The 24,504-nt window shown below is 62.6% G+C and carries 21 protein-coding genes; 6 read left to right on the forward strand and 15 right to left on the reverse strand.

Features of this window, described 5'->3' with window-relative positions:
• Positions 1 to 175 precede the first annotated feature (175 nt).
• The 5 genes from ACD590_RS28285 to ACD590_RS28305 all read left to right on the forward strand — a co-directional run bounded on the left by ACD590_RS28285 (position 176) and on the right by ACD590_RS28305 (position 5,548).
• Complete coding sequence (locus tag ACD590_RS28285; protein ID WP_439021017.1) at positions 176 to 874, forward strand: GntR family transcriptional regulator; 699 nt, start codon at positions 176 to 178, stop codon at positions 872 to 874.
• 104 nt (positions 875 to 978) lie between these two features.
• A complete protein-coding gene (locus ACD590_RS28290; protein WP_112907436.1) occupies positions 979 to 2,340 on the forward strand; it encodes an aspartate aminotransferase family protein in 1,362 nt (453 codons plus the stop codon).
• A 2-nt stretch (positions 2,341 to 2,342) separates the two neighbouring features.
• Entirely contained in the window at positions 2,343 to 4,052 is a 1,710-nt protein-coding gene (locus ACD590_RS28295) for an acetolactate synthase catalytic subunit (protein ID WP_439003893.1), read from the forward strand.
• Positions 4,049 to 4,825: a 3-oxoacyl-ACP reductase FabG gene (gene fabG / locus ACD590_RS28300; RefSeq protein ID WP_439003894.1), complete on the forward strand. Its 777-nt coding sequence runs from the start codon at positions 4,049 to 4,051 to the stop codon at positions 4,823 to 4,825. The genes ACD590_RS28295 and fabG overlap by 4 nt, the downstream gene beginning before the upstream one ends.
• A gap of 39 nt (positions 4,826 to 4,864) precedes the next feature.
• Positions 4,865 to 5,548, forward strand: coding sequence for a response regulator transcription factor (locus ACD590_RS28305; protein ID WP_131598276.1), 684 nt, complete (start codon positions 4,865 to 4,867; stop codon positions 5,546 to 5,548).
• Positions 5,549 to 5,610: 62 nt separating this feature from the next.
• On the opposite strand, the gene ACD590_RS28310 is transcribed toward ACD590_RS28305, so the two are convergent.
• The 4 genes from ACD590_RS28310 to ACD590_RS28325 form a co-directional block, all read right to left on the reverse strand.
• Complete coding sequence (locus ACD590_RS28310) at positions 5,611 to 6,324, reverse strand: RNA polymerase sigma factor (protein WP_439003895.1); 714 nt, start codon at positions 6,322 to 6,324, stop codon at positions 5,611 to 5,613.
• Between the two features lie 44 nt (positions 6,325 to 6,368).
• Entirely contained in the window at positions 6,369 to 6,695 is a 327-nt protein-coding gene (locus tag ACD590_RS28315) for a cupredoxin domain-containing protein (protein WP_439003896.1), read from the reverse strand.
• 8 nt (positions 6,696 to 6,703) lie between these two features.
• Complete coding sequence (locus ACD590_RS28320; RefSeq protein ID WP_439003897.1) at positions 6,704 to 7,225, reverse strand: DUF4142 domain-containing protein; 522 nt, start codon at positions 7,223 to 7,225, stop codon at positions 6,704 to 6,706.
• Positions 7,226 to 7,377: 152 nt separating this feature from the next.
• On the reverse strand, positions 7,378 to 7,725 hold the full coding sequence (locus tag ACD590_RS28325; protein ID WP_439021019.1) for a DUF488 domain-containing protein: 348 nt from the start codon (positions 7,723 to 7,725) through the stop codon (positions 7,378 to 7,380).
• Between the two features lie 263 nt (positions 7,726 to 7,988).
• Here ACD590_RS28325 and ACD590_RS28330 point away from each other — a divergent pair, with 263 nt between their 5' ends.
• On the forward strand, positions 7,989 to 9,128 hold the full coding sequence (locus ACD590_RS28330; protein ID WP_439003899.1) for a polysaccharide biosynthesis/export family protein: 1,140 nt from the start codon (positions 7,989 to 7,991) through the stop codon (positions 9,126 to 9,128).
• Here the strand turns inward: ACD590_RS28330 and ACD590_RS28335 are convergent.
• From ACD590_RS28335 to tssC, 11 genes are read right to left on the reverse strand one after another with little or no spacing between them, the layout of a single operon-like run.
• On the reverse strand, positions 9,125 to 10,036 hold the full coding sequence (locus ACD590_RS28335; RefSeq protein WP_439003900.1) for a serine/threonine-protein kinase: 912 nt from the start codon (positions 10,034 to 10,036) through the stop codon (positions 9,125 to 9,127). The two genes, ACD590_RS28330 and ACD590_RS28335, sit on opposite strands and share 4 nt — an antisense overlap.
• On the reverse strand, positions 10,026 to 11,399 hold the full coding sequence (tagF, locus tag ACD590_RS28340) for a type VI secretion system-associated protein TagF (protein ID WP_439003901.1): 1,374 nt from the start codon (positions 11,397 to 11,399) through the stop codon (positions 10,026 to 10,028). The genes ACD590_RS28335 and tagF overlap by 11 nt, the downstream gene beginning before the upstream one ends.
• Positions 11,400 to 11,409: 10 nt before the next feature.
• A complete protein-coding gene (gene tssM, locus ACD590_RS28345) occupies positions 11,410 to 14,883 on the reverse strand; it encodes a type VI secretion system membrane subunit TssM (RefSeq protein ID WP_439003902.1) in 3,474 nt (1,157 codons plus the stop codon).
• On the reverse strand, positions 14,880 to 16,412 hold the full coding sequence (gene tssL, locus ACD590_RS28350) for a type VI secretion system protein TssL, long form (RefSeq protein ID WP_439003903.1): 1,533 nt from the start codon (positions 16,410 to 16,412) through the stop codon (positions 14,880 to 14,882). Before tssL ends, tssM begins: the two co-directional genes overlap by 4 nt.
• On the reverse strand, positions 16,409 to 17,749 hold the full coding sequence (gene tssK / locus ACD590_RS28355) for a type VI secretion system baseplate subunit TssK (protein WP_439003904.1): 1,341 nt from the start codon (positions 17,747 to 17,749) through the stop codon (positions 16,409 to 16,411). Before tssK ends, tssL begins: the two co-directional genes overlap by 4 nt.
• Positions 17,739 to 18,935 carry a type VI secretion system-associated FHA domain protein gene (locus ACD590_RS28360; protein WP_439003905.1) on the reverse strand — a complete coding sequence of 399 codons (1,197 nt, stop codon included), beginning with the start codon at positions 18,933 to 18,935 and terminating at the stop codon, positions 17,739 to 17,741. The genes tssK and ACD590_RS28360 overlap by 11 nt, the downstream gene beginning before the upstream one ends.
• Before the next feature lie 10 nt (positions 18,936 to 18,945).
• The gene (gene tssG / locus ACD590_RS28365; RefSeq protein ID WP_439003906.1) at positions 18,946 to 19,947 is read right to left on the reverse strand and encodes a type VI secretion system baseplate subunit TssG; all 1,002 of its coding nucleotides are present in this window, start codon (positions 19,945 to 19,947) and stop codon (positions 18,946 to 18,948) included.
• A 20-nt stretch (positions 19,948 to 19,967) separates the two neighbouring features.
• Entirely contained in the window at positions 19,968 to 21,749 is a 1,782-nt protein-coding gene (gene tssF, locus ACD590_RS28370; protein ID WP_439003907.1) for a type VI secretion system baseplate subunit TssF, read from the reverse strand.
• Positions 21,742 to 22,251, reverse strand: coding sequence for a type VI secretion system baseplate subunit TssE (gene tssE / locus ACD590_RS28375; RefSeq protein WP_439003908.1), 510 nt, complete (start codon positions 22,249 to 22,251; stop codon positions 21,742 to 21,744). Before tssE ends, tssF begins: the two co-directional genes overlap by 8 nt.
• Complete coding sequence (locus tag ACD590_RS28380; protein ID WP_439003909.1) at positions 22,244 to 23,074, reverse strand: type VI secretion system accessory protein TagJ; 831 nt, start codon at positions 23,072 to 23,074, stop codon at positions 22,244 to 22,246. Before ACD590_RS28380 ends, tssE begins: the two co-directional genes overlap by 8 nt.
• A complete protein-coding gene (tssC, locus tag ACD590_RS28385; protein WP_439003910.1) occupies positions 23,071 to 24,459 on the reverse strand; it encodes a type VI secretion system contractile sheath large subunit in 1,389 nt (462 codons plus the stop codon). The genes ACD590_RS28380 and tssC overlap by 4 nt, the downstream gene beginning before the upstream one ends.
• Positions 24,460 to 24,504 lie beyond the last annotated feature (45 nt).

Below are 24,504 nucleotides of genomic sequence, written 5' to 3' on the forward strand. Positions count from 1 at the left end.
GTGGTGTGAGTGTCGAGCCGGCAAGGCCAGCATCTGTTCAGGCATGGCCGCACGGGGCCAAGGCGTTGCTAATATTCACGATCCCGTTATGCTGTCACATTGCGTGATCAATTTTTACACAATGCATTTTTGTTGCAACAAAAATGTGAAGAAGTCAACTCGTGGGGAGTTAATTTTGAACGAGAATACAACTGAAGAGGAATCGTCGGCGTCGGAATTGCACTCCGGGCGTCTCAGCGACTTCGCCTATTCATCCATCAAGGAGCAACTTACGCGGGGCGTATACAAGCCCGGTCACAAGTTGCCGATCCGTTCGGTTGCCGAAATGCTGAAGGTTGGTGCGACGCCGGCGCGCGAGGCGATTAACCGCCTGGTCTTTGAGGGTGCGCTCGTCATGGTGGGTCCTAAAACCGTCATCGTCCCGCATCTCGATCTTTCGGCGCTTTACGAAGTCACGCAGATGCGGCTTGCCCTCGAAGGATTAGCGACCGAAAAAGGCGCACTTCGTGCGACCAATGATGTGCTTGACAAGCTGTTCGTAATACAGGAAAAAATCACACTTTCGCTCGAGGAAAAGCGCTACGGCGATGCTCTTCACGACAATAAAGAATTCCACTTTACCATCTATCGACTGTGCGAGATGCCGCACCTTCTTTCGACCATCGAGGCCCTATGGTTAAGGATCGGCGCCTCGTTCCACGACCTCTATCCTGAGTTTGCGGAAGTGAAATACGGTGTCCACAACCACCTGGCCGCGATTGAGGCTCTGGTGGATAAAGATCCCTCCGCCGTCCGAGCGGCAATGGAAAACGACATTCGAGACGGCTATCGGCGCCTCAAGAAAGCAGCGCAGGAGCGTCTCAAGCGGCAATAACATCGTGGCCGGATTTTTTTGTTGCAACTTCTTCGGGTTCATGATTTTTGTGATAACAAAATTATGAAGGGTCGCGCCGTGACCCATTTGCCGGAGAAGATCGAATGTTTCACCCTTATATCTTGCGCGACGGCCGGGGATTTCCCCGGTCGAGGTCCGAACATTTCTTCAAAAAGGGTCGCCGCGTGTTTCCAACCGGGATCACGCGCGTCACCGTCGATCATGAGCCCAGCCCGCTCTACATTTCGCGCGGGGAGGGGGCCTATCTCATCGACGTCGACGGCAACCGCCTACTCGACCTAAACAATAATTTCACGACGCTGATTCACGGCCATGGTTTTCTTCCAGTTGCCGACGCGGTTGCAGATCTTCTTCATCGCGGCACATGTTTCTCTAACCCGACCGAGCACGAAATCACGCTGGCTGAGCTGTTGATCGAGCGCATTCCGGCTATCGAACATATTCGCTTTGTCAGCAGCGGGACCGAGGCTGTGATGTTTGCGATCAAGGCCGCTCGCGCCTTCACTTGCCGGCCCGGCATCGCACGGATTGAAGGCGCCTATCACGGCGCTTACGACTGGGCGGAAACGGGGCAGGCGGTGTCGCCGGCTATATGGAACGATCCCTCGGTGTCTCAGGCCGTACCGGCCTATCGCGGAATGCCCCGTTCGGTAAGGGACGAGGTAACGGTTATCCGCTTCAATGACATCGCGGATCTAGAGCGCCGAATTGCTTCGGCTGCCCCTTCACTGGCTTGTATCTTGATCGACCCGATGCCAAGCCGCGCCGGGCTGATAGCGCCTGAGCCAAGCTTTTTTGCCGCTGTCGAGGCGATCGCGAAGCAATACGGGATTCTCATCGTGGCCGATGAGGTCCTTAATCTGCGGCAGTCATATGTGGGGGCGTCGGCCCGCTATGGTCTCCACCCCGATTTGGTCGCCGCCGGCAAAATCATCGGCGGAGGTTTTCCCGTCGGGGCGATCGGCGGGCGCAAGGACGTGATGCGGGTGTTCGCAAGCGACAGCGGCAAGCCGCTGCTGCCGCAAGGCGGCACGTTTTCGGCAAATCCCGTATCGATGGTTGCGGGCCGGGTTGCCATGGAGGCGATGACGGATGGCGCTTTCGCTGCACTCGAGAGCCTTGGCGATAGAATCCGGGCTGGACTTCGAAAGGAAATCGCGCGCCACGGGGCAGCCTTCAGCGTGACGGGGGCGGCATCCTTGTTTCGTATCCATCCGAAAGGAAAGCAGCCAACGGACTTCCGCGAGGCGTATCTCGCCCCGGAAGAGGCCGAGTTGATGGGGCGGCTCTCCAGGCATTTCCTCAGTTGCGGGATCCTGCTTCCCAATGGCGCTGCGGCGTGCCTTTCGACGGCAATGACAACTGCGGACGGTGATGCGGTCGTCTCAGCCTTCGCAGACTTCCTTTCAATCCTCGAAGCAACTCCAACCGAAGCAGGCATGTGACCATGGCAACTGATCATCTAACCGTCGCCGAGCGGATCGCTCTTTCCCTGAAGAGGCACGACGTCACCCATATCTTTGCTCAGAGTCTGCCTTCGGCGGTTATCCTTGCGGCCGAAGCAATCGGCATACGTCAAATCGCCTACCGTCAGGAAAACATGGGCGGGACCATGGCCGACGGGTATGCGCGGCTGTCAGGCAAGGTCGGCGTTGTAGCAGCGCAGAACGGACCTGCGGCAACGCTTCTCGTTCCGCCGCTGGCCGAAGCGCTGAAGGCTAGCGTTCCGGTCGTTGCTCTCGTTCAGGATGTGGAACGAGATCAGGCTGATCGCAATGCATTCCAGGAACTCGATCATCTCACCCTGTTCCAATCATGCACGAAGTGGGTGCGCAAGGTGCTCGTTGCTGAGCGGATCGACGACTATGTCGATGCTGTTTTCACGGCAGCCGCCTCGGGCCGGCCGGGACCGGCAGCTCTCCTGCTCCCCGCCGACCTCTTGCGTGAGCAGATCTCCCCTTCGCTGTTTCGTCGTGAGGCTGTGCTTGGCCACTGGCCACTCGATCGGTTGCGTCCACGCGATAGCGACATCGAGCACGCAGCCTCGATGATCGCCGCAGCCCAGGCGCCCATCGTCATCGCCGGAGGAGGCGTCCATGCAAGCCATGCCGCCGGCGAGCTTTCGGCGCTACAGGACGAAGCCTCGCTTGCCGTCCTGACGACCAATATGGGAAAAGGCGCGGTCGACGAATACCACCCGCTGTCAGCTGGCGTTCTCGGTGCTCTCGTCGGGCCGAGATCGCTTGGACAGCACGCGCTTGCCCTCGTCGAAGAAGCCGATCTCGTCATTCTGGTGGGGACGCGAACCAATCAGAATGGCACTGACAGTTGGCGCCAAATTCCCCGGTCCGCGTCAGTCATCCACATCGATGTCGATCCCACCGAAATCGGACGTACCTACGAAGCGGTCAGATTAGCAGGCGATGCGGCCGAAACTATCAGCGCGCTTCGCCGCGCGCTTGCCCGACGCGATCTCTCTTACCGCGCATCGCAGCGCGACAAGTTGACGGCTCGGATTGCGGGTTTCTGGCGCGCGTTTGACATGGAGCGACGATCTATTGCCCGTTCGGAGAACAGTCCGATCCGTCCCGAGCGAGTCATGTCCGACCTGCAACAAGTATTGACGGCAGAGACGACCGTTGTTGCCGATGCGAGCTATTCCTCGATGTGGGTCGCGGGCCAGCTCCGAGCCCTTTCGGCCGGCATGCGCTTCCTATCGCCGCGGGGCCTTGCCGGACTTGGCTGGGGCCTGCCACTTGCGCTCGGCGCGAAAGTGGCAAAGCCCGACAAGCCGGTCGTTGTCATCGTCGGGGACGGCGGTTTCGCGCATAGCTGGGCGGAGTTGGAGACCATGGTGCGGAGCAAGCTTCCGGTACTCATCATCGTGTTGAACAACGGTATCCTTGGCTTCCAACGTGATGCGGAAACTGTCAAGTTCGGCAGCTTCACGACTGCCTGCAGTTTCGCGGACGTCGATCATCGGCGAATTGCGGAAGCTTGCGGCTGCCCAGCAGTACGCATCTCGGATCCCGCCAACCTTTCTCAATACCTTGAGCGCGGTCTCTCTGGAGACGGGCCCTTGCTGATTGAGGTAATAACAGAGGCCGCCGCCCATCCGCCCCTTTCGCTGTTTACTGGAATGGATCAAGCGGCATGAGCCCTGGTGGCAGTTCGCATGTTGCGGTCATCAGCGGTGGCACGACTGGGATCGGTCTTGCCACTGCGTTTCGACTTCTCAGGGCCGGTCATCGGGTTGCGGTCTTCAGCCATGGTGAAGCAAGCGTCATGGCCGCGGGCTCTGCGCTTGCCGAGGCTTTCGGGCCAGAGCGCTCGCTTACGAGAAAGGTCGATCTCCGCGAACCGGCGGCGATCAATTCCTTTTTCGGCGAAGTCACCCGTGTCCTAGGCGCACCTGGGATCCTCGTTTGCAACGCGGGGATTTCGCCGAAAAGTCCTGACGGCCCTCTTCACGTCGCCGACCTTACCCTTGAAGAGTGGAACGACGTGCTCGCGGTCAACCTGACAGGGGCGATGTTGTGCTGCCGAGCCGCTCTGCCCGCCATGAAGGAAAGCGGTTTTGGACGGGTCATATTCGTTGGATCTCTTGCCGGCCGGACGATACCGCGGATCGCCGGCGCGAGCTACGCGACGTCCAAAGCCGCACTTTCAGGATTATCCCGCGTGCTGGTCTCTCAATATGGCTCCTACGGCATAACATCGAATGTCGTGGCGCCAGGTCGCATCCTGACGCCACTCACAGGCTCCCCGCAAAGCAAGACCAACATCGACGCGCTCGCCCGTATTCCGGCCGGGCGGCTCGGTGCACCGGACGACGTCGCCGCGGTGATCGCGTTTCTGGCATCGGAGGATGCACAGTTCGTCAACGGAGCCATCATAGATGTCAATGGCGGCGAGTTCGCAACGAGTTAGGGCTTGCCGCATCGTCAACCGACAGAAGAGGCGATAGACATGACCCCGGTCATTCTGGTCTGCTCACAGGACGCCGAGCTTTATCTGCTCCTCGCGCATATTCTGCGTAGTGAAGGCTTTGAGGCTCGTCTTGCTGCAAGTGACGACGATGTGGTGGACGCCTGCACATCAGTAGAACTTTCCGCCGTCGTACTGGATTGTGCAGGTTGGCCGAGTGACGTTGCGCCCCTGTGTGCGCTCTTGAAGGGCTCGGGGCTTTCCGTGGGTGCACTCATCGGCGAGGATATGCGCACGCAGCACCTGCAATTGATCAAGGCGGGCCTCGACGAAGGCATCACGCGTCCTCTGTCGCCTGCAAAGCTTCTCGCCTTTCTGCACGACATAAGCCCTCGGCCGGCGGTTTCGACTCTGCCAAATTGCGCTTCCGCCGCCGAGATTGTCTTCGGGCCGCACGCAGTCGTAGTTTCAGGCAAGATAGTAGCGCTTGCGCCTATTGAAATGAGAATCCTTAAATTCCTAATCGAAAGGCAAGGGCAGATCAGTACCCGCAAGCAACTCATCGAGGCCGTTTGGCCCGTTCCGCACGCTGTAGAAAGCCGGACCGTTGACGTGCACATTGGCCGGCTGCGAAAAGCGTTTGCAGGACTCCGCAATCTGAGGATTCGCACTGTCTATGGCGCGGGTTACGCGCTCGATACCACGATTAACCTCCGCATGTTTTAGCGCCCCGCGACTACCATGGCAGGCGTGCGTGGCAAGCTGCCCGCTGATATTGCGAGACATCATCATAACGTCTTGTGACGAAGGGCAGCGATGACGCGGTCGGCCATGAAAGCGCAACGGGCGCCATCGAACGGGAACAGGGCCGAGAATGCGCCGGAGAGCTGCTTTTCGATCGAATGGCGCATCATCTTGCGCGCCCGGTGCAGCCGGGTCTTGGCGGTTTCGGGTCTTATGCCGAGGTAAGACGCGGCCTCGTCTGTGCTCATGCCCTCGACATCCCGGAGCACGAACACGGCGCGAAAATCATCCGGGAGTTCGTCGACCGCATTCTCGAGGAGATGCCGCGCCTGGCTCCTGGCGAGCTCGGCTTCCGGATCGGCCGCGGACAAGGGGGAGGGAAACTGCAACACTTCGCCACCCGGCGCCATCGTCTGCATATCGACTTCCTCGAGCCCGGTAGTGTTCTTCCGCCGCCGCACACGGCCCAGCGCCTCGTTGAGCGTAATGCGGGTCAGCCATGTCGAAAGTTGCGCCTCGCCCCGGAACGTCGCCAGATTGGTGAATGCCTTGATGTAAGCGGCCTGGACGACATCTTCCGCCTCCGCATCGTTGCGAATGATGGCGCGCGCTGTCCGGAACAGGCGCTGGTTATGACGCTGAACGATCGTGCGGATGGCAGGCTCGTCGCCCATTCTCGCCAAGGGCACGAGATCGGCGTCAGACAGTATCGTCATCTGTTGCCGGTGTCGCGCGGCTCGAACCGGAATTGCTGTCATGGGAAATCTCCGCCCGCTCGCCCGTCTTTCGATTGGAGCCCGGCCTATGGCCGGACCTCCAGCTTGCCCGTCATAGCGGGATGAAAACGACAATAAAAATCAATCGCTCCCGCTTGGGCGACCGTCATGCGGGCTTCCGATGTCGGCGGCAGGTCGATATCGAAGCTCTTGTCGCGAGCGGTTGCCGTGTGCCGGAATATATCATCGTTTCTCCAGACGATCACATCGCCCACATGCAGCTCGGGAGGCGGCGAGCTGAATTTCATGCCGGTGATGGTGATCCGATAGTCCGCCGCCGAGGCAACCCCGTTGCCTGCCCAAAGTAGTGCAAAGAGCAGCGGGAGCCGTAGGGATTTCATCAGCAAGCCCATTGCCATGTCTATTTGGTCTTCGAAGCCAGATGCTCGGCATGCATCTGGTGCTCCTTGAACAGGGTCAGGCCCGTTTCCAGCAGCGACTTGAGCTCTTTATTCCCAGCCGACGGGATCAAGATGTTGGCAAGCGCTGAGTTGACCGACTTGTGATAGGCGACTTCGTTTTCGACATAGGCCTTGTCGAACGCCGCGCCGTCGAGCGCCTCCAGCGTCGTCAGTTCCTTGGTCGCCTGTGTCGACAAGGACTGGCTGACGGGGTTGTCTTCGGGTGTCACCTTCAGCTTCTTGACGAGAGCGAGCGCCTGATCGTTGACGGCCTTGTGGTCGCGCTCCATGGTTTTGGCGAATGCAATGATTTCGGCATTCTTGCTCTTCTTCAACGCCTGTTCTGCCGCGGTGACATCGATCTGTCCCGCCGTGTAGGCGATGTGGGCGATCTGAGGATCGGTCGGCTTGGCATCGGCGGCGATCGAAGCCGTGCCGAGTGAGGCTGCCATCAGAGTGGCGCCGAGAATTCGCTTCAACATGATCTGTCTCCCTTGTGTCGTGACTGAACGCCTTCCGGCGGCAACGGTGATGTGCCTTCGGAAGCGAGCATTGGATGCGGCTCAGACGAAAAGGTTCCCGGAAATTTCGGACCCAGAGAAACAGCTTGTCATCGGCGTCGGTCACCGACGCGTCAGTCTTTGCCGATGAAGCGCTGAAGCACGACAGCGTGATTGTGGTCCACGTCTTTCGCAGCGTAGAGAAGCGTCGTGTCCGCTTGCCCGATCTGGCGTTTCAACTCCTCCACGGCAGACGGATTCTTTTCCAGCTCGTTCCGATCCCGGCGCTGGAACTCGGTCCATTTGGCGGGGTCGTGGCCAAACCATCGGCGCAGCGTCGGGCTTGGCACGATATCCTTCAGCCAGATATCGACTGCTGCATCCTGCTTGCTCAATCCGCGAGGCCATAACCTGTCGACGAGAATGCGCGCGCCGTCCTTGTCGTCTTTCGGCTCGTAGATTCGTTTGATGTGCAAGGCCATTTGTCCACCCGCCGTAGGTTCGAAAGCCAATCTCGATCGAATACGCGTGACTAGGTTTTGGTTCCCCCAGGGAGCAGATCGAGCAGGTGGCGGAACCGTTCAAACGGCCATCCATCGAATCAACTTAAGCAATATGGTTGCCAATTAGTCACACCCGCCTACCTGCGGACTGTCATAATTGATTTTTCGCGTGCAACTGGTATTGCTCGGTCGTACACCGCTGATATTTTCCGATTCTCTCAATATTGCCAAAAGGATACTTGATGCGAAAGTTGGCGCCGCTCGTCCTTGTCGCAGTTCTTAGCGCCTGCGCCCGGCCATCGGATGGCCCAACCGCCGGTGGTTTTTATAATGCCACTGCCCCTCAAAGTAACGAGAGGATCCCGGTGGTCAGGCTCTCGGAAGCGCCGATGGGTCCGGTTGCGGCCACCCCACTTGCCTATGCGGCCACCGATCCCGGGCTAAGCGCCATGCGCTCGAGCGGATTTGCCGATACGAGGCTGCGACGCGGCGACGTTATCGAGGTAACGATCCTCGACACCGGCGAAGAGGGGCTTTTCTCTTCAACCCAGAGCAAGACTCTTAATCTCGGCCGCTTCACTGTCGATTCCACGGGCAATGTGACCCTTCCCTTCGTCGGCAAACAGCGAGTGGTGGATTCCTCGACCGAGGCTCTGCAGACGCGCATCGTCACCGGCTTGAAGGGGTCGGCAGTCAATCCGCAAGCTGTCGTCACCGTGGTCGACAGGCCCTCCAGCGGTATCACCGTCAATGGCGACGTGCGTTCCGCCGGCCGCTTCCCGCTCACCGCCCGCAAGGAGCGTGTGCTCGATGCGGTAGCACTCGCCGGCGGCGCATCGTCTGCTCCGGGCTCGGCGATCGTCACGCTGATGCGCGGCAAGCAGCGCGCCACCGTGCCGCTCCAGCGCGTCATCGACGACAACAAGCAGAATGTCTACCTGCTGCCCGACGACCAGATCTATATCGACAAGGATTCACCCACCTTCACCGCCTTCGGCGCCTTCAAAAGTGTCGGCGAGTTCGAATTCGAGCCGGGCAGGCTGACGCTTGCCCAGGCGCTCGGGCGAGCCGGTGGCCTGCTCGACGATCGTGCCGACGCGCGCAATTTCTATGTGCTGCGCAACCAGCCGCTCTATACGCAGGTTGCTGCCGCAAACGCCAAGACCCCCGTGCCGGCTGTCGTGAGCACCAAGCCGGTGATCTACCGCGTCGATCTGAAGGACGTTTCCAATCTGGCGCTGATGCAGCGGTTCCAGATGATGGATGGCGATATCATCTACGCCAGCAACGCCAGCCTGGTGGACTTTGCCAAGCTCTTCAACGTGTATCAGAAAAGCGTGCCGACGGCCGCGGCACCGATCCCCGGTTCGAGCGGTAATTAAGCATCAACAGGACGTTTTGGGGAGCCGCCGAGCAGATGCAAGGCGGCTCTTGCTTTTTCGGGCCTGGCTTGCGGATCCTGTTGGGACAGGTGGTTCGCCAATGCCTTCAGGGCTTTGGTTCCGTCGCTCTCCTCGTTGCAACGGCTAAGCAGCAAGGACAGCAGACACCCGGCTGCGTAAAGATCGGACCGTTCGTCGAGCGGTTGACCGGCCATCTGTTCGGGCGATACGAGATCCGGCTGGCCGGCAAAGGCGAGATCGAATTGACCATGCCGGGATCCGCGCTGAAGCGCGATGCCGAAATCGGCGATCTTCAAACGGGAGAGATCGCCGTCGTCGAGGAGGTTGAGCGGCGACAGGTCGCAATGCACGAAACCGGCGGCATGGATGGCCTCCAGGCCTGAAAGCACCGAGGTCATCACTGAAGTGATCTCGCCGAGGGATAGTGGCCTTTCCCGCAAAAGGTCCGCAAGCCGGCTGCCGATCCATTCCATGACGAGGGCAGGGCGCCCATCGGCAAGGCGCAGAACGGTCTGTGTCGCGGCAATGTGGGAATGACGGAGCGCCATGCCGATTTCCGCCTCGCGCAGCATCAGTTTCCTGAGCACGGGATCATCGGCGTGGTCGGGCCGCGGCATCTTGATGGCATGAAACGTTCCGAGATCGCGATGGCGGGCGCGATAGACCCGGGTGGCCGCGCCGTCATGGATCAGCGCCTCGAGCATAAAGCTGTTGGCGACGATCTGGCAATCCGTGTCGCGAAGCCGGGCCTCGCCCCGGTCGAGCGCGTCCCGGACGCGGTCTGCCAGGATTTGCCGCGTCTCGGGTGAACCCTCATTCAACGCCTGCCAGAGATGCGAAAAACGTCGCGCGATCTCTTCGAAATCCGCGGGATGATCATGTGTCATCAGTCTTCACATCGATCACGATCGCGCTGAGGTTTTCGCGGCAATTGGCAATCAACCCCTCCTGGACGAGGATATCGGCCGCGTTTTCGATTTTTGCTGAAATGAGGATTTCAGCGATGTTCCTCTCGGGGACGACGCTTGGTAGCGGGGCGCTGCAGAGCAGCAGCCTGTCGCCGGGTTGCAATTCGCCGGAACGGACTTCGGGAACGAGATGTCCCCGCATGCCAATGGCGCGCGAAAGCGTGCGTCGCAGGCCGATCTCCACATGGTCGCGGGTAAGGCAACGCATCATGCCGTCCCGCAGAAGATAGCAGCGGGCGTCACCGACCCAGAGCAGGGCGCAGTTCTCACGAAGCGTGGCCAGCACGACGATGCTCGCGGCCGACGGTTCGCGATCCTGGGAAAGATAGGCCGATTGAAGCAGGCCGTGGGTGCGGCCGAGCTTGCCTTTGATGTCCTGCACCAAAGCTTCGATCGTCTGCTGTTCGGCTATTTCACCCAGCACATGAATGGCGATCTTGCCGACTTCGGCAGCAGCGTTGCTGTCGCCAATGCCATCGGCCACGGCAAAAAGTGATGGCGTTTCCGATACGAGCAGCGCATCGGCATTGACGGTGAGCCGCGTGCCGACGTGCGTGGCATGGCTGTGGCGGAGCACGAAAGGACGCTGAGGTTCGTCGATAACAGGGCGCGGTGTCGCGGCTGTTTCGGCTTGCTGTGGCGCCGAAACCGCGGGAGAATCGTTGGGCAGCAGCTTCGGAAAATCCTCGGGATCCGGGGCGCCGCTGACACGAAACCCCTTGGCTCGCCGATCCTCAGAATTAATCCGCCACCAGAGCGTGCCTCGGCCGGAAGCATTGTCCCGCAGCGTCTCGTTTTCCGCGAGGTCGGCCGGACGCAGGGTCCGCAACCGCTTCAGGCTTGCGGTGAAATGATTGATGTCGAAATTCCGCCTGGCCGAGCTTTCGGCGATCGCTTCGGCGGCCGTGAACCAGGTATCGTCGAGGTAGAGCTGGCGTGGATGCTCGGCAAAGCCGTGAAGCTGGGTGGCGATAACAAGCGGAAAACTGCGCCCGACGCGGTCGAGGCTCGGAAGCAGAACACCGGCAATGGTGGCCGATCCCCAAAGACCGCGTTCGACGATAAAACGCCACGTCGGCATCATGCGAAACCGGCGTTCCCAATCCTCGCCGAGTTCCCGCTGCGCCGCTTGCAGCCCCGACTGCAGCCAGGCGTCGAGTGCGGCCTGCAGGTTGCGGCTCAGTCCCATCGAAACGAAATCGCCGTGGCTCGGCAACTTGCCGAAGAAGCCGATTCTGTCGGCTTCAGCAGGGCTTCGGTCCAGGGCGGCGCGCTCGTTCATATCGGACCGGTCAGAATTGTGCCGGGCATGAGAAGGCGCCGAGCGCCTCCAGCCGGAATGGATTGAGCACGGAACCGAACTGCACGTCGAACTCCGCCGCCTGGCCGTTCTGCTGGAACTTCGCCCGGAAGAGGTCGTCGCCCTGGATGGCGAGGTTGGCATCGTCGAAGAGCCGGAAGGGCGACCAGTCGCCGTTCTCCGTCAGGGCCTGCTGCCAGCCGCCCGGCTGGAAGGCGAGGCGCGAAACGTTGCTGGCGTCCGTCGACGGCCAGGTGATCGATTTCGATTGGATCGGGCCATGGAAATAGACCACGCGTTCGCCCTCGATCTCCAGCATCACGGCGCTGGCCGCCTCGGTCAGCGATACCGGCTTGACGTTGATTGATATCGACGGATTCTCGCTGCCGGCCGGGAAGAAGGCGCGGTTGATCTTGTCAGCATTCTCGAACTGGGCGATCGCCGCACTCGGAATGCTCGCCGCACCAAACGTGCCCTTCCAGCCCCATGGCGAGGCGCTGGTGTCGACGAAGGCTTCGAGCTTTTCCTTGAAGAAGGTCTTGAACAGCCCCTCCGGTCCAAAGAGCCTGATGAAATCGCTCATCGCCACGTCGCGCGGAGATTTCCGGTCGAAGGGGTAGCGACCGGCGACGACATTCGAGCAGAAACCTGCGCCTTCGGCCGCCCAGGCGTCGCTGATACGCGAACGGGCGGATTTGACCGCCAGCGATCCAACATCCGCAGCCAACCCCGCCATCCAGCTATCGACCGGCGCCGGCAGCTTGCGGGCCTGCTGCAGCAGGTCCTGGTTGGCGTCGGTGAGCTGGCTGTCAACGTCGAAGACTTTCGCAACTTCGGCGGTCGACGTCGTGGCGCGGGAAAGCTGCTCCTGGACCTTCTGCAGGATCGGCTCGAGCTGCCCTATCTCGGATCGCGGTGCATCCTTCGGCTGGTCGGCCGGCGACGACTGGCCGGCCGGCGCCTTCAGGGCTTCGCGCAGACGGCCGAAGGGATCGGGCGCATTCGCGGCACTCGCAAGCGCCGTGGTCGAGGCGGGCAGGCTGTCGCCGGCCGAGGCGATTTCCGCCCGGGGTGCGCGCAGATCTGTGGCACCGACGATCGATTTGGTGATCGTCTCGACCGGACCGGGCTTGCTCGCCAGGATGCGGGTGGTTTCCGCCGCATCGGCGATCGTCTGGGAAGGCTTCACCCTGATATCGGTGAGGATCGTCGACCAGCGCTGCTCGAAAGCGTCGAAGTAAAGCTGCAGCGTCGCCTGGGCGATTGTATCGACCGAGACGCCGGCAGGATTGGGATCGCCGCGGACCCATTGCTCGTCGAGCGCCTCGCGCGCGGCGTCGGTGATCCCAGGCAGGACGACGGTGCGGTAGCCGGTCGCGGAGAAGAGGCCGGGAATGCCTTCGTTAAGCGGCGCCTTCGATTTCCGCTCGAAGGCCTGTTCGCCGAGCGGCCCCAGCGCGCCTGCCGCACTCCAGGCGGGAAGGGCGCGGGACTCGCGATATTCCCCCAGTATGTCATAGGCGCGGTTGGCGATGTTCTCAGAGCGGATGACCTCGCGCGCCTTGGCGATCAGCGCCTTGTCGAGCTCGATCGGCGGCAGCGCGCCGCGCGCCATGACATCGGCATGGGCAATCAGCGCCTGCCGGGCCGCGGCCCTGCCTTCGTCGGGATAGAGCCTGGTGAACATGTCTTCTGCTTCCAGCGCGGCGAAGTCCGCATTCACCGGGCCGAGCCCGCCAAGCATGCCGTAGAGCTTCAACGCGTCGAAGGTGCGGGTGACGTCGGTGGTCTCGGTCATATCCTTCTGGAGCTGCACCAGCATGCGGGGCAGGAGCAGCGTGTTCAGCGCCCGCTGATAGGCCTCGCGCTGCCGGCTGGCGACCTTGCCTTCCTGGTCGAGGCCGAGGCTTATCGGCCAGACGCGGGTCTTCGAGAAGTCGGTGGTGACGGCGGCGAGATTGTCGAGCGCCGGCAGGATGCGCAGGAAATCCGCATCCGAAACGTCGCGAACCGGCACGCCACGCACCAGTTGTTCGTAGGCGTCTATGCGTCTTTCCGCGCCGGCCAGGGCCGTGGTGTTCTGGATGTAGGTGGCCGTCCAGCTCGTCAGCACCACGGCAAGCAGCAGGACCGTGGCGGCATAGGCTGCGCGGCGGAAGAGCAACTGCCGCCCCGAAAGCCGCTTGTCGCGGGCGACCAGCGAGGCCTCGCCGAAAATCACCTCCTTGAAGAGCCGCGAGAGGAAATAGCTGCGTCGCATGCGGGGGACGGCGACCGTCTCCTCCCGCTGGGTGCCGGAGGCGAAATAGATGCCGCGCAGCAGCGGCGCCTCCACCAGCTTCGAACCCGAGCAAAGCTCGGTGACGACCTCGTGCAGGCGCTCCTTCAAAGCGGTGAGCTCGGCCGGAAAGCGGAAGATACGGCCGCGCAATTCCGGATTGGGCTCCTGCTGCAGGCGTTCGATCAGCATGGTATCGACGCGCTGCTGCAGCAGGGTGAATTCCTCCATGAAGCGTTCCGGCAGATTTGCCGCCTTGTAGCTCTCGTCGAGGCCGAACGTCGTGCCCCAGACCTGTTCACGGTCACTTTTGTTGAAGCCGTCGAAGAACTCCACGAAGCCGGTCAGCAGATCGGCCTTGGTCAGCAGCAGATAGACCGGCACGCGCGCATGCAGGAGTTCATCAAGTTCGGAAAGGCGCTGGCGGATCGCCCTGATCTCTTCGCGCTGCGCTTCCGGATCGCGCGTCAGGAGATCACCGATCGACAGCGTCACCAGCGCGCCGTTGATCGGTTGCGAACGCCGGTACTTGCGCAGCAGGCCGAGAAATCCCTCCCAGCCGGCCTTGGCGGTGCCGTTCAGATCGTCCTGCGTCGTGTAGCGGCCGGCCGTATCGATGAGGATGGCCTCGTCGGTGAACCACCAGTTGCAGTTGCGCGTACCGCCGATCCCCTGCACCGAATTGCTGCCAAGCGCATCGCCGAGCGGGAATTTGAGGCCCGAATTGGAGAGCGCCGTCGTCTTGCCGGACCCCGGAGCGCCGAAGATGACGTACCATGGCAGCTCGTAGATATAGCCGAAGCGCTTCTTGGTGATGCGGCGGAGCAGCTGCAGCGCTTCCTTGAGCCGACCGTGGATCTCGCCGACCTCAGCCTGCTGGCTGGCCGCGGCTTCTGCTTCCGCGTCCCGCTCGATACCCTCGACGAGCTGCTTGTCGCGGCGGCGGTCGCGGATGGTCGTGAAGACGAGATAAGCGAGCCAGGCGGCGAGGATGATGCCGATCAGCGTCAGCCGCGCGCTGGTGCTCGCCAGCGGCTTGAAATCGCCATAGGCGGCGAGATAGCCGTAGAACCAGATGACGACACAGATTGCCGCCACCCAGATGATCGAGATGAAGCGGCGGCCGATGAGGCCGGCATAGGCCTCCACATAAGAGCGGAGCGTATAGAAGTAACTGAGCGGGTTCATCGCGAACCACCTCCTGCGGCAGGCGTCGTCGGTTCATCCGGCATGTCGGCCTGACGCGGTGTCGTCAAACCCGCATCGTTCAGCCGCTCGCTCGGATCGGTCAGGACCAGGATCTCGGTGCGGCGGTTCATCTCCCGGCCCTCCGGCGTATCGTTGGCGGCGATCGGATCGGTGTCGGCACGCCCCTCGGTGAGGATCGCGCCCGGCCCGGTGAACGAACTGAGGATTTCGCCGACAGCCTTGGCGCGGGCTTCGGAAAGGTGCCAGTTGGAGGGAAACTGCACTGTGCGGATCGGCACATTGTCGGTATAACCCACCACCACGGCGCGGAAGTTCTCTGCGGCCAGCGCGCCGCCGATCCGCTGGAGAAGATCGTGGAATTTCTGGCTGACCTCCGCGCTGCCGGTGGCAAACAGGCCGGAATTGCTGATCCGCACCAGCAGCCTGCCATTCGAATCCGAGAGCGTGACCAGCTTCTTCTCGACCTCCGGCTGGAGGAAGGCGAGCAGATTGTCGAGCCGGCTCGGCGGCTTCACTTGCGGCGGCGGGGGTGGGGGCGGGGTTTCGGCGACGACAACAGGCGGCGGCTCCCGAGGAGGCTCCCGCACCTTGACCAGCACGCTCGGCATATCGCGCGGCGGCAGCTTGGCAAGCCGCTCGAACGTTCCGTCGGAGGCGCGATTGAGCGAGAGGGTGAAGAACAGGTAGCCGAACGCCAGGATCAGCGTCAGAAGGGAAAGAAGCGTCCAGATCGCGGCCGCGGTGCGCAGCGGCTGGTGGCGGGCCGAAACACCCTTCCAATGCGGAGAAAGCTCTCGTTCGAAGACGCCGTATTGCCCAAGCAGCGTCTTGTAAAGGCTGTCGCGGATGCGGCCAAGCTCCAGCCCACCGCGCGGTGAAACGCGGGTGCGCCCCTCGAAGGCAAGCGACAGGCAGAGATAGATGAGGAGAAGCAGGTCCTTGTTGGCGCCGGGGCTCTGGTGGAAATGGTCGAGCAGGTCGAATACCCGTTCGCCGCCGGTCACGTCCATATGGAAGGTGGAAACGAGTCCCGAGCGGGCCCAGCCGGCACGAACGCCCCAGGCCTTGCTGAGCACGACATCGTCGACCGTCGCGCAGACGACGTAATGGGCGGCACGTGCGCGTTCGGGGCTGATACGGGCGCTCGCCAGATCGCGCTCGTAGCGGCCGACGGCTTCGATCGCCACCTGGCGCAACGCCTCGATCTCGGGCTGTTCCTCCGTGTAGCGCAGGGCATGGGCAAGGTTGAGGAGCGGTGCAGCGGACCGCACCAGCGTCGGCACGTCATCGGCCCCGAAGCGAAAATCCCGGACGAGTGTTTCGATGGAGGCTGCGCTCTTCGGAAGTGATCCCGCCGGCGCCTTTCCTCCCTCACTTTCGGGAAAGTCGAGGACGTCATCCAGCATCTCCGCCATCTTGCGGGCGGATTGCTTTTTCCTAGAGCCGTCCTCGGTGAGTTCGACGATGGTCGGCAGGTTCTGCCAGGTGGAGGCGGATTCGGTCTTCATTCTCTAAGGGCCCACAGTTCTATTTCGAGCCCGGGGAAATCGCCGGCGAGATGCACGGCGATAGCACCGGAAGTGTCGAGTTGTTTCCAAAGCGGGTTCTTGGTGTCGAGTTCGAAATAGATGGTGCCGGAGCGATAGGGGAGCTGGCGCGGCAGCACCGGCAGTGGCCGGACGGGAATGCCCGGCAGCGCCACGTTGACGAGGTCGGCGATGCGCTCGACCGGGCCGATCTTGATCTGCGCCGGCAGCTTGCGGCGCACGTCTTCGGCCGGCATCTCTGCCCGGACCGCCAGCACGAAGCCGGCATCCCTCAGCAGCGAACGGTCGTTGATCGTGCCGATCCTGACGCCATGCCGGCGTTCGGCCAGCTCGATCGCCACGGCCGCCTGTTCGAGCACGGACGACAGCGAGGCGCGCAGGTCGTCGAAGACGGCGGCGAAGGTCGCCTTCAGGTCGTCGTGGCGGTAGGGCGGGAAGTCGCTGGCGCGCTTGCGGTCGGTCGTGAAGGTGGCGAGCTCGCCGGCAAGCTGGATGCAGGTCTCATAAAAGACCATGGGGTGGATGCGTGTCGCATTCGCCGAAATGTGTTTCAGCATCGGATCCGCGCGGTTGAGCATCTGTAGCAGCAGGTAGTCGCCGACTTCTGCCGTTCCTCGAATGGTCGGATCGCCGATCCGTTCGGCGATCGCCTCCGCGCGATGGCGCACGATGCCGAGCAATTCGGTGATCAATTCGTTCAGCCGGCCCGCGGCCGTGCAGTTGAGGCTCGGCACGATATAGTCCGGATCGAGGATCACGGCCCTGTCGGAGCGCACCTCGATGATGCGGGCAAGCCCGATGAGCTCGTAGCCGGCGAGTTCATCGCCGGTCCTGAGATAACGCAGGCTGAGGCGGCCGACATCGATCGGTGCCATGAAGTCGGTCTCGACATTGGCATCGGGTGCTTCGTAGGGCGAGGCGACGAGGCGGACGCTGTTGCGTGCGGCACCGCCGTTCAGCGCCACATCGGCCTTGCCCGGCTGGCGGGCGGGAAGCGCCAAATAGACGATTGCATTCTTGGTGTTCTCGTCGAGATCGAGCGATGGCGGCAGGTCCGTATCGATCGGGGCTTCGAACGGCGTTCCATCCGGCAACACGCCGCGCAGGTTCGACAGCGCGAATTGGCCGATCGCCAATGCGCCGCGGTCGATGCCGATCTCCGCTACCCCCCAGGGATAGGGCGACAGGCCGTGCGTCGCGGTGCGCACGAGCCGCTCGGTCCAACGGTCCGCCTGCTGGAAATGCTGCACGCGAAGGAACATGCCTTCGCTCCAGGCCACCCGGTTTTCATTTCTCATGATGCGCGTCTTTTCCTTCCTGCCCGTCGTGCGGACGAGACCCTGCCTGCATGCCGTTCACCGCCCCCGACATTGCGTGGCGGAAAACGTCATGGATCGATCGGCTCTTGCCGTCCGTTTCGAATTGTGCCCGGTAAGCCCGCCAATAGGCCTGGTCCCGGCGCCAGGGCAGGCGCCAGGCGCCTGTCTCGACCCGCGCCTCCAGGACGCGCGGCTCCAGCCGGCCTGCCGCCTGAACGAGAGCCTCGAGCGCGGAATTGAGCTTCAGCTGCTGCCCGAGCAGGGTCTCGATGCGGGCAAGAAGCGCTTCCTCTCTGCTGCCGGCCAGGAAATCCGGCTCGTTGGCGGAGGACGGCGCATTCATATCGAAAACGGCATAGCTATTCTCGACAGCCTCCTCGAGCCGGGCAAGCAGCGGCTCCAGGCGATCGGCGAAGGCTTCGGGCCGGCCGATCGTCAGCGTCGGAAACTTCTCCAGCTCCGGCTCCGGCTGTGGATCATTGTCGTTGACGATCTCGATCAGTGGCGCCGGCTGGCGTTGAGCGAGAGGCACGGAAACATGGGTAGCGGAACCATGTTCCAGGTGGCTGCCATATTCGGTCTCCTCCGAATTCCAGTCCTCCGGCAGAAACTGGGTGACTGAGCGGATCTCCGGAGGGCCGCTCCAGCCGATCTCGACATTGCGGGATGAGGCCGCTCCCTTTTTCCCGGCTTTTTCGGGAACGCCCCAATCATCGACCGCACGCTCGCCAAGGATGCCGTTTGCGGTATGACCGCCCGGGGCGATATCGGCCAGGATTGCTGAGATGGTCAGCGGTTCGTCGCTCAGCAGGAGAGCGGCATCGGGATCCCCGATCTCGCGGTCCTTATCGCCTGATATGTGGACGGAAAAGGCAAGTCCGCCCACCTCCAGCCGCGACCGGTCGGAAAGTCGCACGATCTGGCCCTCATGCACGGCGACGCCGTCGACCCGGGATCCGTTCGCGCTCTGGTCGCGCAGCAGGAAGCCTTCGCGGTCGCGCTCGATGATGCAGTGGAGCTTCGAAACGGAGCGCCGATCCTCCGGCAGCCGCCAGTCGCAATCCGGTGCCCGGCCGAGCGTTCGCCGGCCGCGTTCGAAGAACCATTTCGACTGGCCCGATGGCGCGGTCGCGTCACTAGTGATCTCTTTCAGTTCAAGCCGCATCCTCGCCTCCTCACCGCGCCTGAACCGACAGGCGCTCGACGATCACCGCATCGCCGCTGTCGCTTGCAGCCGGCGCGACCCTCGCCCAACTGTTCCAGCCCAAGCGCGGCGGATCGCCCGGCTGTCCGAGCTGGCAGAAGGGAACATCCTCCTTCTTCAGGATGGCCTGTATGTCGAATTCGAGCGCCGCGCCGACATAGAGCCGCGTCAGGGCGAAGAGCTCGGTGATGGCGCGGCCGCCCGGCGCGAGCGAGAGGTAATCGGCATAACCGAGTGGACCGATGACAATGCGAAAGCCGCCGCTGAAATCGTGGATCGCAGCACCTGCCGTCGCATTGACGCCAAGCTGGACGCACTGCGGCTGGCCCATGCGGCTGCGCTCCGCCTCCGGGATGGTCAGCCAGCGACCACGGAACAATTCGATCTCCACCGGCAGGCCGCTGAATTCGCAGAGCATGGCGCGGAGATTGACGGCATTGCGGTTGCGTGCGGCGAAGAAGCCCGAAAAACGCAGGATCAACTCCTCGTCGACGCCGCTCTTTTCGACGAGGCGCTTGGTGCCGAAGCCGGTGAGTGACAGCAGCGTGGTGACGAAGGCGTTGTTTGCCCATCTGCCGCCCCAGCGCAGCCGCCTGGCGATGCGGTATTTCTCGCAGGCGTCGGCGAAAAGTTCCGCCATCCGCGCGCTGAACAGGTCGAAGAAGCCCGCCAGCGCCCGCGACCTGTTCCGCTCCTCGCGCATGACGAGGTCGTTGTAGGTCGACGGCATGGAGCCGATCGCCCCGACGAGACCGGCAAGCGCACTGCGGACGGCGGCACCGCCGCCCTTGCGCTTGTACCCGCTGACGGCAAGAGGCGCCGGCGAGACGCCGACATGGGAGGCGACATCAAGCCGCCCTTCCTCCACCGAAGCCTGCGCGACGCGAAAGGCCGTCACCGGCTCGAAGCGGCCGGGGTCGCGTTCGAGCAGATCGGCAAGGGCGTCTGGCTTGCGGGCGACGAGGAGATCCATGGTTGGCTAGCGATCCTTCCTTAGAGAAGCGGGCGTTCGGCGGCACGTGCCGGCCACCGGGCGATCGGCCTCGATTGCCCCTTCATCCCAATGGTGAGCCGGGTGAAGCTGTTGACCGAGGTGTAGAGACTGAAGAAGCGGTCGAGCACGCTGCCGAACAGGAAGGCCGAGGGCCGGTCGATGGCGGACGGATCGAATTCAAGCGCGATCTCGGTGCCGGGCACCATGCCGCCGCTGCCGAGACGGGCGGTCGAAGTGCCCGCCTTGATGCTGACGAGCGCATCGACGAATTGTTTGGTCTCGGGGCTGTCCCGGAAGGCGTAGAGCGACAGGATATCCTTCAGCGCCGCACCGTCATTGTCGAAGAGCGACAGGTGATTGAGGATGAGATGCGACATCAGCCGCCAGTTCCGCCCTTCCTGATCGTTCATCCTGACCGACGGCGTCGGCGGGATCAGGGCTTCGACGCTGGCGACAGCCTCATGGCCGGAAGCGAGCTGCAGGAATGGATGGCCGCCGCCGAAGGGAAGCTGTTCCGGCAGGTCGCGGTTGAGGCAGAGCGTATCGACGCTTGCGACCGCATCGACAGGACCTGAAGAACGGCGCTGCCTGTCGACGAAGGCGATGTCCATGTCGCTGGTTCTGTCGTCTTCGTCGAAACGGCGATAGGCCTGCCAGTAGGTCGCGCTCGTGCCTGCCCGTTGCGACCGTCCGAAGAACGGCTGGCAGAATTCCTCCTGGCCGCGTGATCCGGTCAGGAGAACGCGGTCGATCGAATAAATCTCGCGGGTCTTCTGGCGCCGTGCATCAGGCAGAAGACGGTATTCCGTGCGGGTGCCGTCGATGGCAATCGGCTCGCAGACCTGGCGGAAGAGATTGACGACGGGCGTCGCATTGAGCGCGAAGTCGCGGACCGAGATCGCACGTTCGAGCTTGGCGTCGCTTTCCCTGAGGTAGACGAAGAGCTCCAGCGTCTCCCCCCGCCAGGCATCGAGCCCTTCGACGTCGAGAAACAGAAATTTGCGCGGCAAAGCGAAAAACTCGGTCAGCAGCCGGTAGCCGGTGAAGCTCGGCGCCGGATAGGGCAGCATGGCCTCTTCAGGCTCGAAGCCGACCGGTTTGAGATTCCCCGCCGGCAGGAAGACCGGCGAACGGTCGTCCGCATGTTTGGCAAGTGCGATGCCGAGGGTGTGGTTGGCAAGCAGCTCATAGATCGCCACCGCCTGCTGCCAGGGGGACGGAATGTGCAGGCGCAGGCGGCTCATGCCGAGGCTGCCGACGGGCGTTCGGGCATCGAGACTGCGGATGGACAGCCTGAGGCAACCGGCAACGCCGGCATAGGGAGAAAGCGGCGCATTGATCGGCTGGCCGGAAAGGATAGCACCGGTGATTTCGATCGGCGCCATCTCGACATTCTGCGTGGTGCGGAAGCGGCAGGCTTCCCCTCGCACCGGCTCGGCCAGGACTTCGGTGTGGCGCGGCACGGTCTGGACCGAGGCGAGCGTATCGCTCGACCGGAACTTCACGATGCTCATCGAGGGGAGCGGCGAGAGATAATGGGGATAAAGGGTTTCGAGCAGGCCGTCGGTGAGTTCGGGAAACTCGTCGTCCAGCTTCTGGCGGACGCGGGCGGCCGAATAGGCGAAACTCTGGATCAGGCGCTCCACATGCGGGTCGTCGGCGACGTCGCCGGTCATGCGCAGGCGGCCGGCGATCTTCGGGAAGGCATCCGCAAAGCGCGCGGCGCGGCGGCGGAGTGCCAGCAATTCCTCATTGTAGCGATGAAGGAAACCTTCAGCCATGCGCCGCCTCCACGAGGAAGCGCTGGGTCGAGGGATCGATGGTCGACTCGAAGCTGATCGGCGGCATGCCTTCATGCAGGCGGAAGGTCGCCTGGATGCGCATGCGCAGCGCCCGTTCGGTCATCGTCCGGCTCTTGAGGATCGTCACCCGCACATCGGACAGCCGCGTTTCGAAAAGCGCAATCCGCCTCTCGATCGCTTGCGCCAGCTTCAGCTTGGCCTGGTCGGTCATCAGATTTGCCGAGACGATGCCGTCGACGCCGTAGCTCGCCAGGGCGTCCCTGAGTTCGGAAAGTGCCGCCGGTGGAGTCGTCGGGCAGCGCCGCGTGTTGAGCAGCGCTTCGAGATCGCGGCGGATCGCCTCCCTGACGTCGCGGACCTGATCGACGAAGCTCATCGGCGGATCGGCGCCGCGATCCGGAGCCTCGTCGATCAGCCTGTCGAGGATCGAGCGGGCAAGGACGCGGTCGCGCGACCGGTAGCGTTCGAGGGGATCAACCATGCGCAACCTGCCTGCCGGCAGCCGCTGCCGGCACGATCTCCAGACTTTGGGTGTCATGGAATGAAACCAGTTCGTCGCCGGCGAGGTAGCAGCGCTGGCCGCGGCCGGTGGTGATGCCGGTCGTCTCCTCGATCCATTCGGTCTCGCGGCCCAGCCTGAGCGTCTCATCCTTGCCGGTGCCATGATAGACCGCAGGCAGAAGCACCGACGCGGCAGCGCCGTCGATCAGGGAGAGCTCGGCGCGGCGGAAGGCCAGATCGCGCGGACGGGCAATCGGCTCTATCGAGAGAGCTGCGATCTTGGAAAAATCGATCCAGAGATAGCCGCCGCCGGTCATGATGACTTCGAGAGCATGCGGCGTGCGGTCGTCGAGATCGCGGAAATCGGAGACGGCCTTGCCGTTCCAGATCAGCCGGCGCTCACCCCTGAGGTTCTCGAGTGCATCGAGCGTGGTTCTCGCCTCATCCGCATCCCCGTCGTGATGGGCGATGCCGAGGCGGACGGCGAGCTTGTCGAGTTCGCTCGGCCCCTGTGGAAATTCCGGCAGGGCGCTGCTCTCGAACCAGGCGTCGCGCGCCGCCATCGCCCGAAGCTCGTTGCGCAGCAATGCGAATCCCATCGTCGCGTCGGGAGAGAGGGTGGCAGCAAGGCTGCACTGATTGTCCGCACGCTGGTAGTCACCGGCAAGCACGAGAAGATCGATATAGAGATGCCGCGCCTCCTGATCCGAAGGCTTGACCTTCAGATACGCCTTGACCTCCTCGATCGCGTCATCGAGGGCGTCGTCGCTGAGCGATTGGGCGATGCTGGCGGAAAGCGTCATGCGGACATCCTCTCGGGTATGGCAACGGGGCGGCTCAGGATCTGGCCGGTGGTCGCGGTCTCGGCGATGAGATGGAAGCTCGTGGCAACGTCATCGAGCTGGAAATGCGGCTGCAGCCGGACGGTGCAGGAGAAGCTGCCGGGCTTGCCCGGAATCTCGGCGACGCCGATGCCGGCCGAGCGCAGGGGAAAGCGTGTGCGTAGCGCGATGTCGGCATCGTCGTTGCCGAGTGTATAGGCGGTCAGCCAATCCGCCAGCTTCCGCTCGATCGAGATCGCATCCGAAAGCTGGCCGATTTCGTCGCGCATGATCACTTTGAGATAATGCGAGAAGCGCGACGCGCAGAGCACATATTGCAGCATCGCGGCGAGGCGGGCGTTCTGGCGCGCATGCTCGTTGGAATAGTGCGGCGGCGCATGCAGGGACTGATTGGAATTGAAAATCGCCGAAGCGGAGAGATAGGTCGTCGCGGCAGGGATGATACCGAGATCGCAGAGCTGCTGCTCCTGGCCGCTGGTAAGATGGATTTCCACTGGCGCCTGGGCGGATAGTCCGTTGCTTTCGGTGCCGAAATCATAGGGCGGCAGTTCCGCTGCACTTAGCAGGCCGCCGTCGACAGCGTCCTGCGTGACGCCGCGGATATCCGCGAACCAGCCGGAATCGATGAAATTTCGGATGACGACGGTCGCAAATGCGAAAGCGGCGTTGCCCCAGAGAAGCGAACTGCCGTCGGCGGAAATGCTTTCGCGGAAGGGAAAGCCATCGTGGCGATTGCGTGCATGAGGCGTCAGCGGCGCGCGCATCAGGATACGCGGCGCGACAAGTCCGAGGAAACGCGAATCCTCACGCGCGCGGAGACCGTTCCAGCGGATGCGGGCCGTCTCATTGGCAAGCCAGGAAAAGTCGTTGACCCGGTTCAGCTCGTGAAAGTCTTCAAGCCCGATCGCCAGCGGCGCAGCACCTGCGACGAAGGGGCAGAAGGCGGCGGCGGCCACCATGCCGATCTGCGACAGCGTGCTGACCGGATCACCGCCGGCCGGATCGGCCGGGGAAAGATAATAGTCGCCGACCAGCAGACCGAAGGGTTCGCCGCCCGGCATGCCGAACTCGCGGCTATAGATCAGTTCGAAGAGGTGGCTTTGGTCGAAGTCGCTGGCACGCTCCATGCTCCGCGTGAGCTCGCCCCAGCTTACGCCGAGAAGCTTGACCTTGACCTCGCCGCTGCGGCTTGCCTCGCGCACGAGCATGGCAAGGCCACGCCATCTCGCCTCCATCGCCTGAAAATCGGGATGGTGGAGGATGGCATTGACTTGCTTGTTCAGCGCTTCGTCGATCAGCGTAATCAGCTGATCCGCCCGGCGCCGCCATTTAGTGCTGGAACCCATCGTCAACCTGACACAGATGTTTCGAACGCAAGATCCAAGCTCGGC

Source organism: Rhizobium sp. 862_C5_N1_2, from assembly GCF_051811205.1.
Classification (GTDB): domain Bacteria; phylum Pseudomonadota; class Alphaproteobacteria; order Rhizobiales; family Rhizobiaceae; genus Rhizobium; species Rhizobium leguminosarum.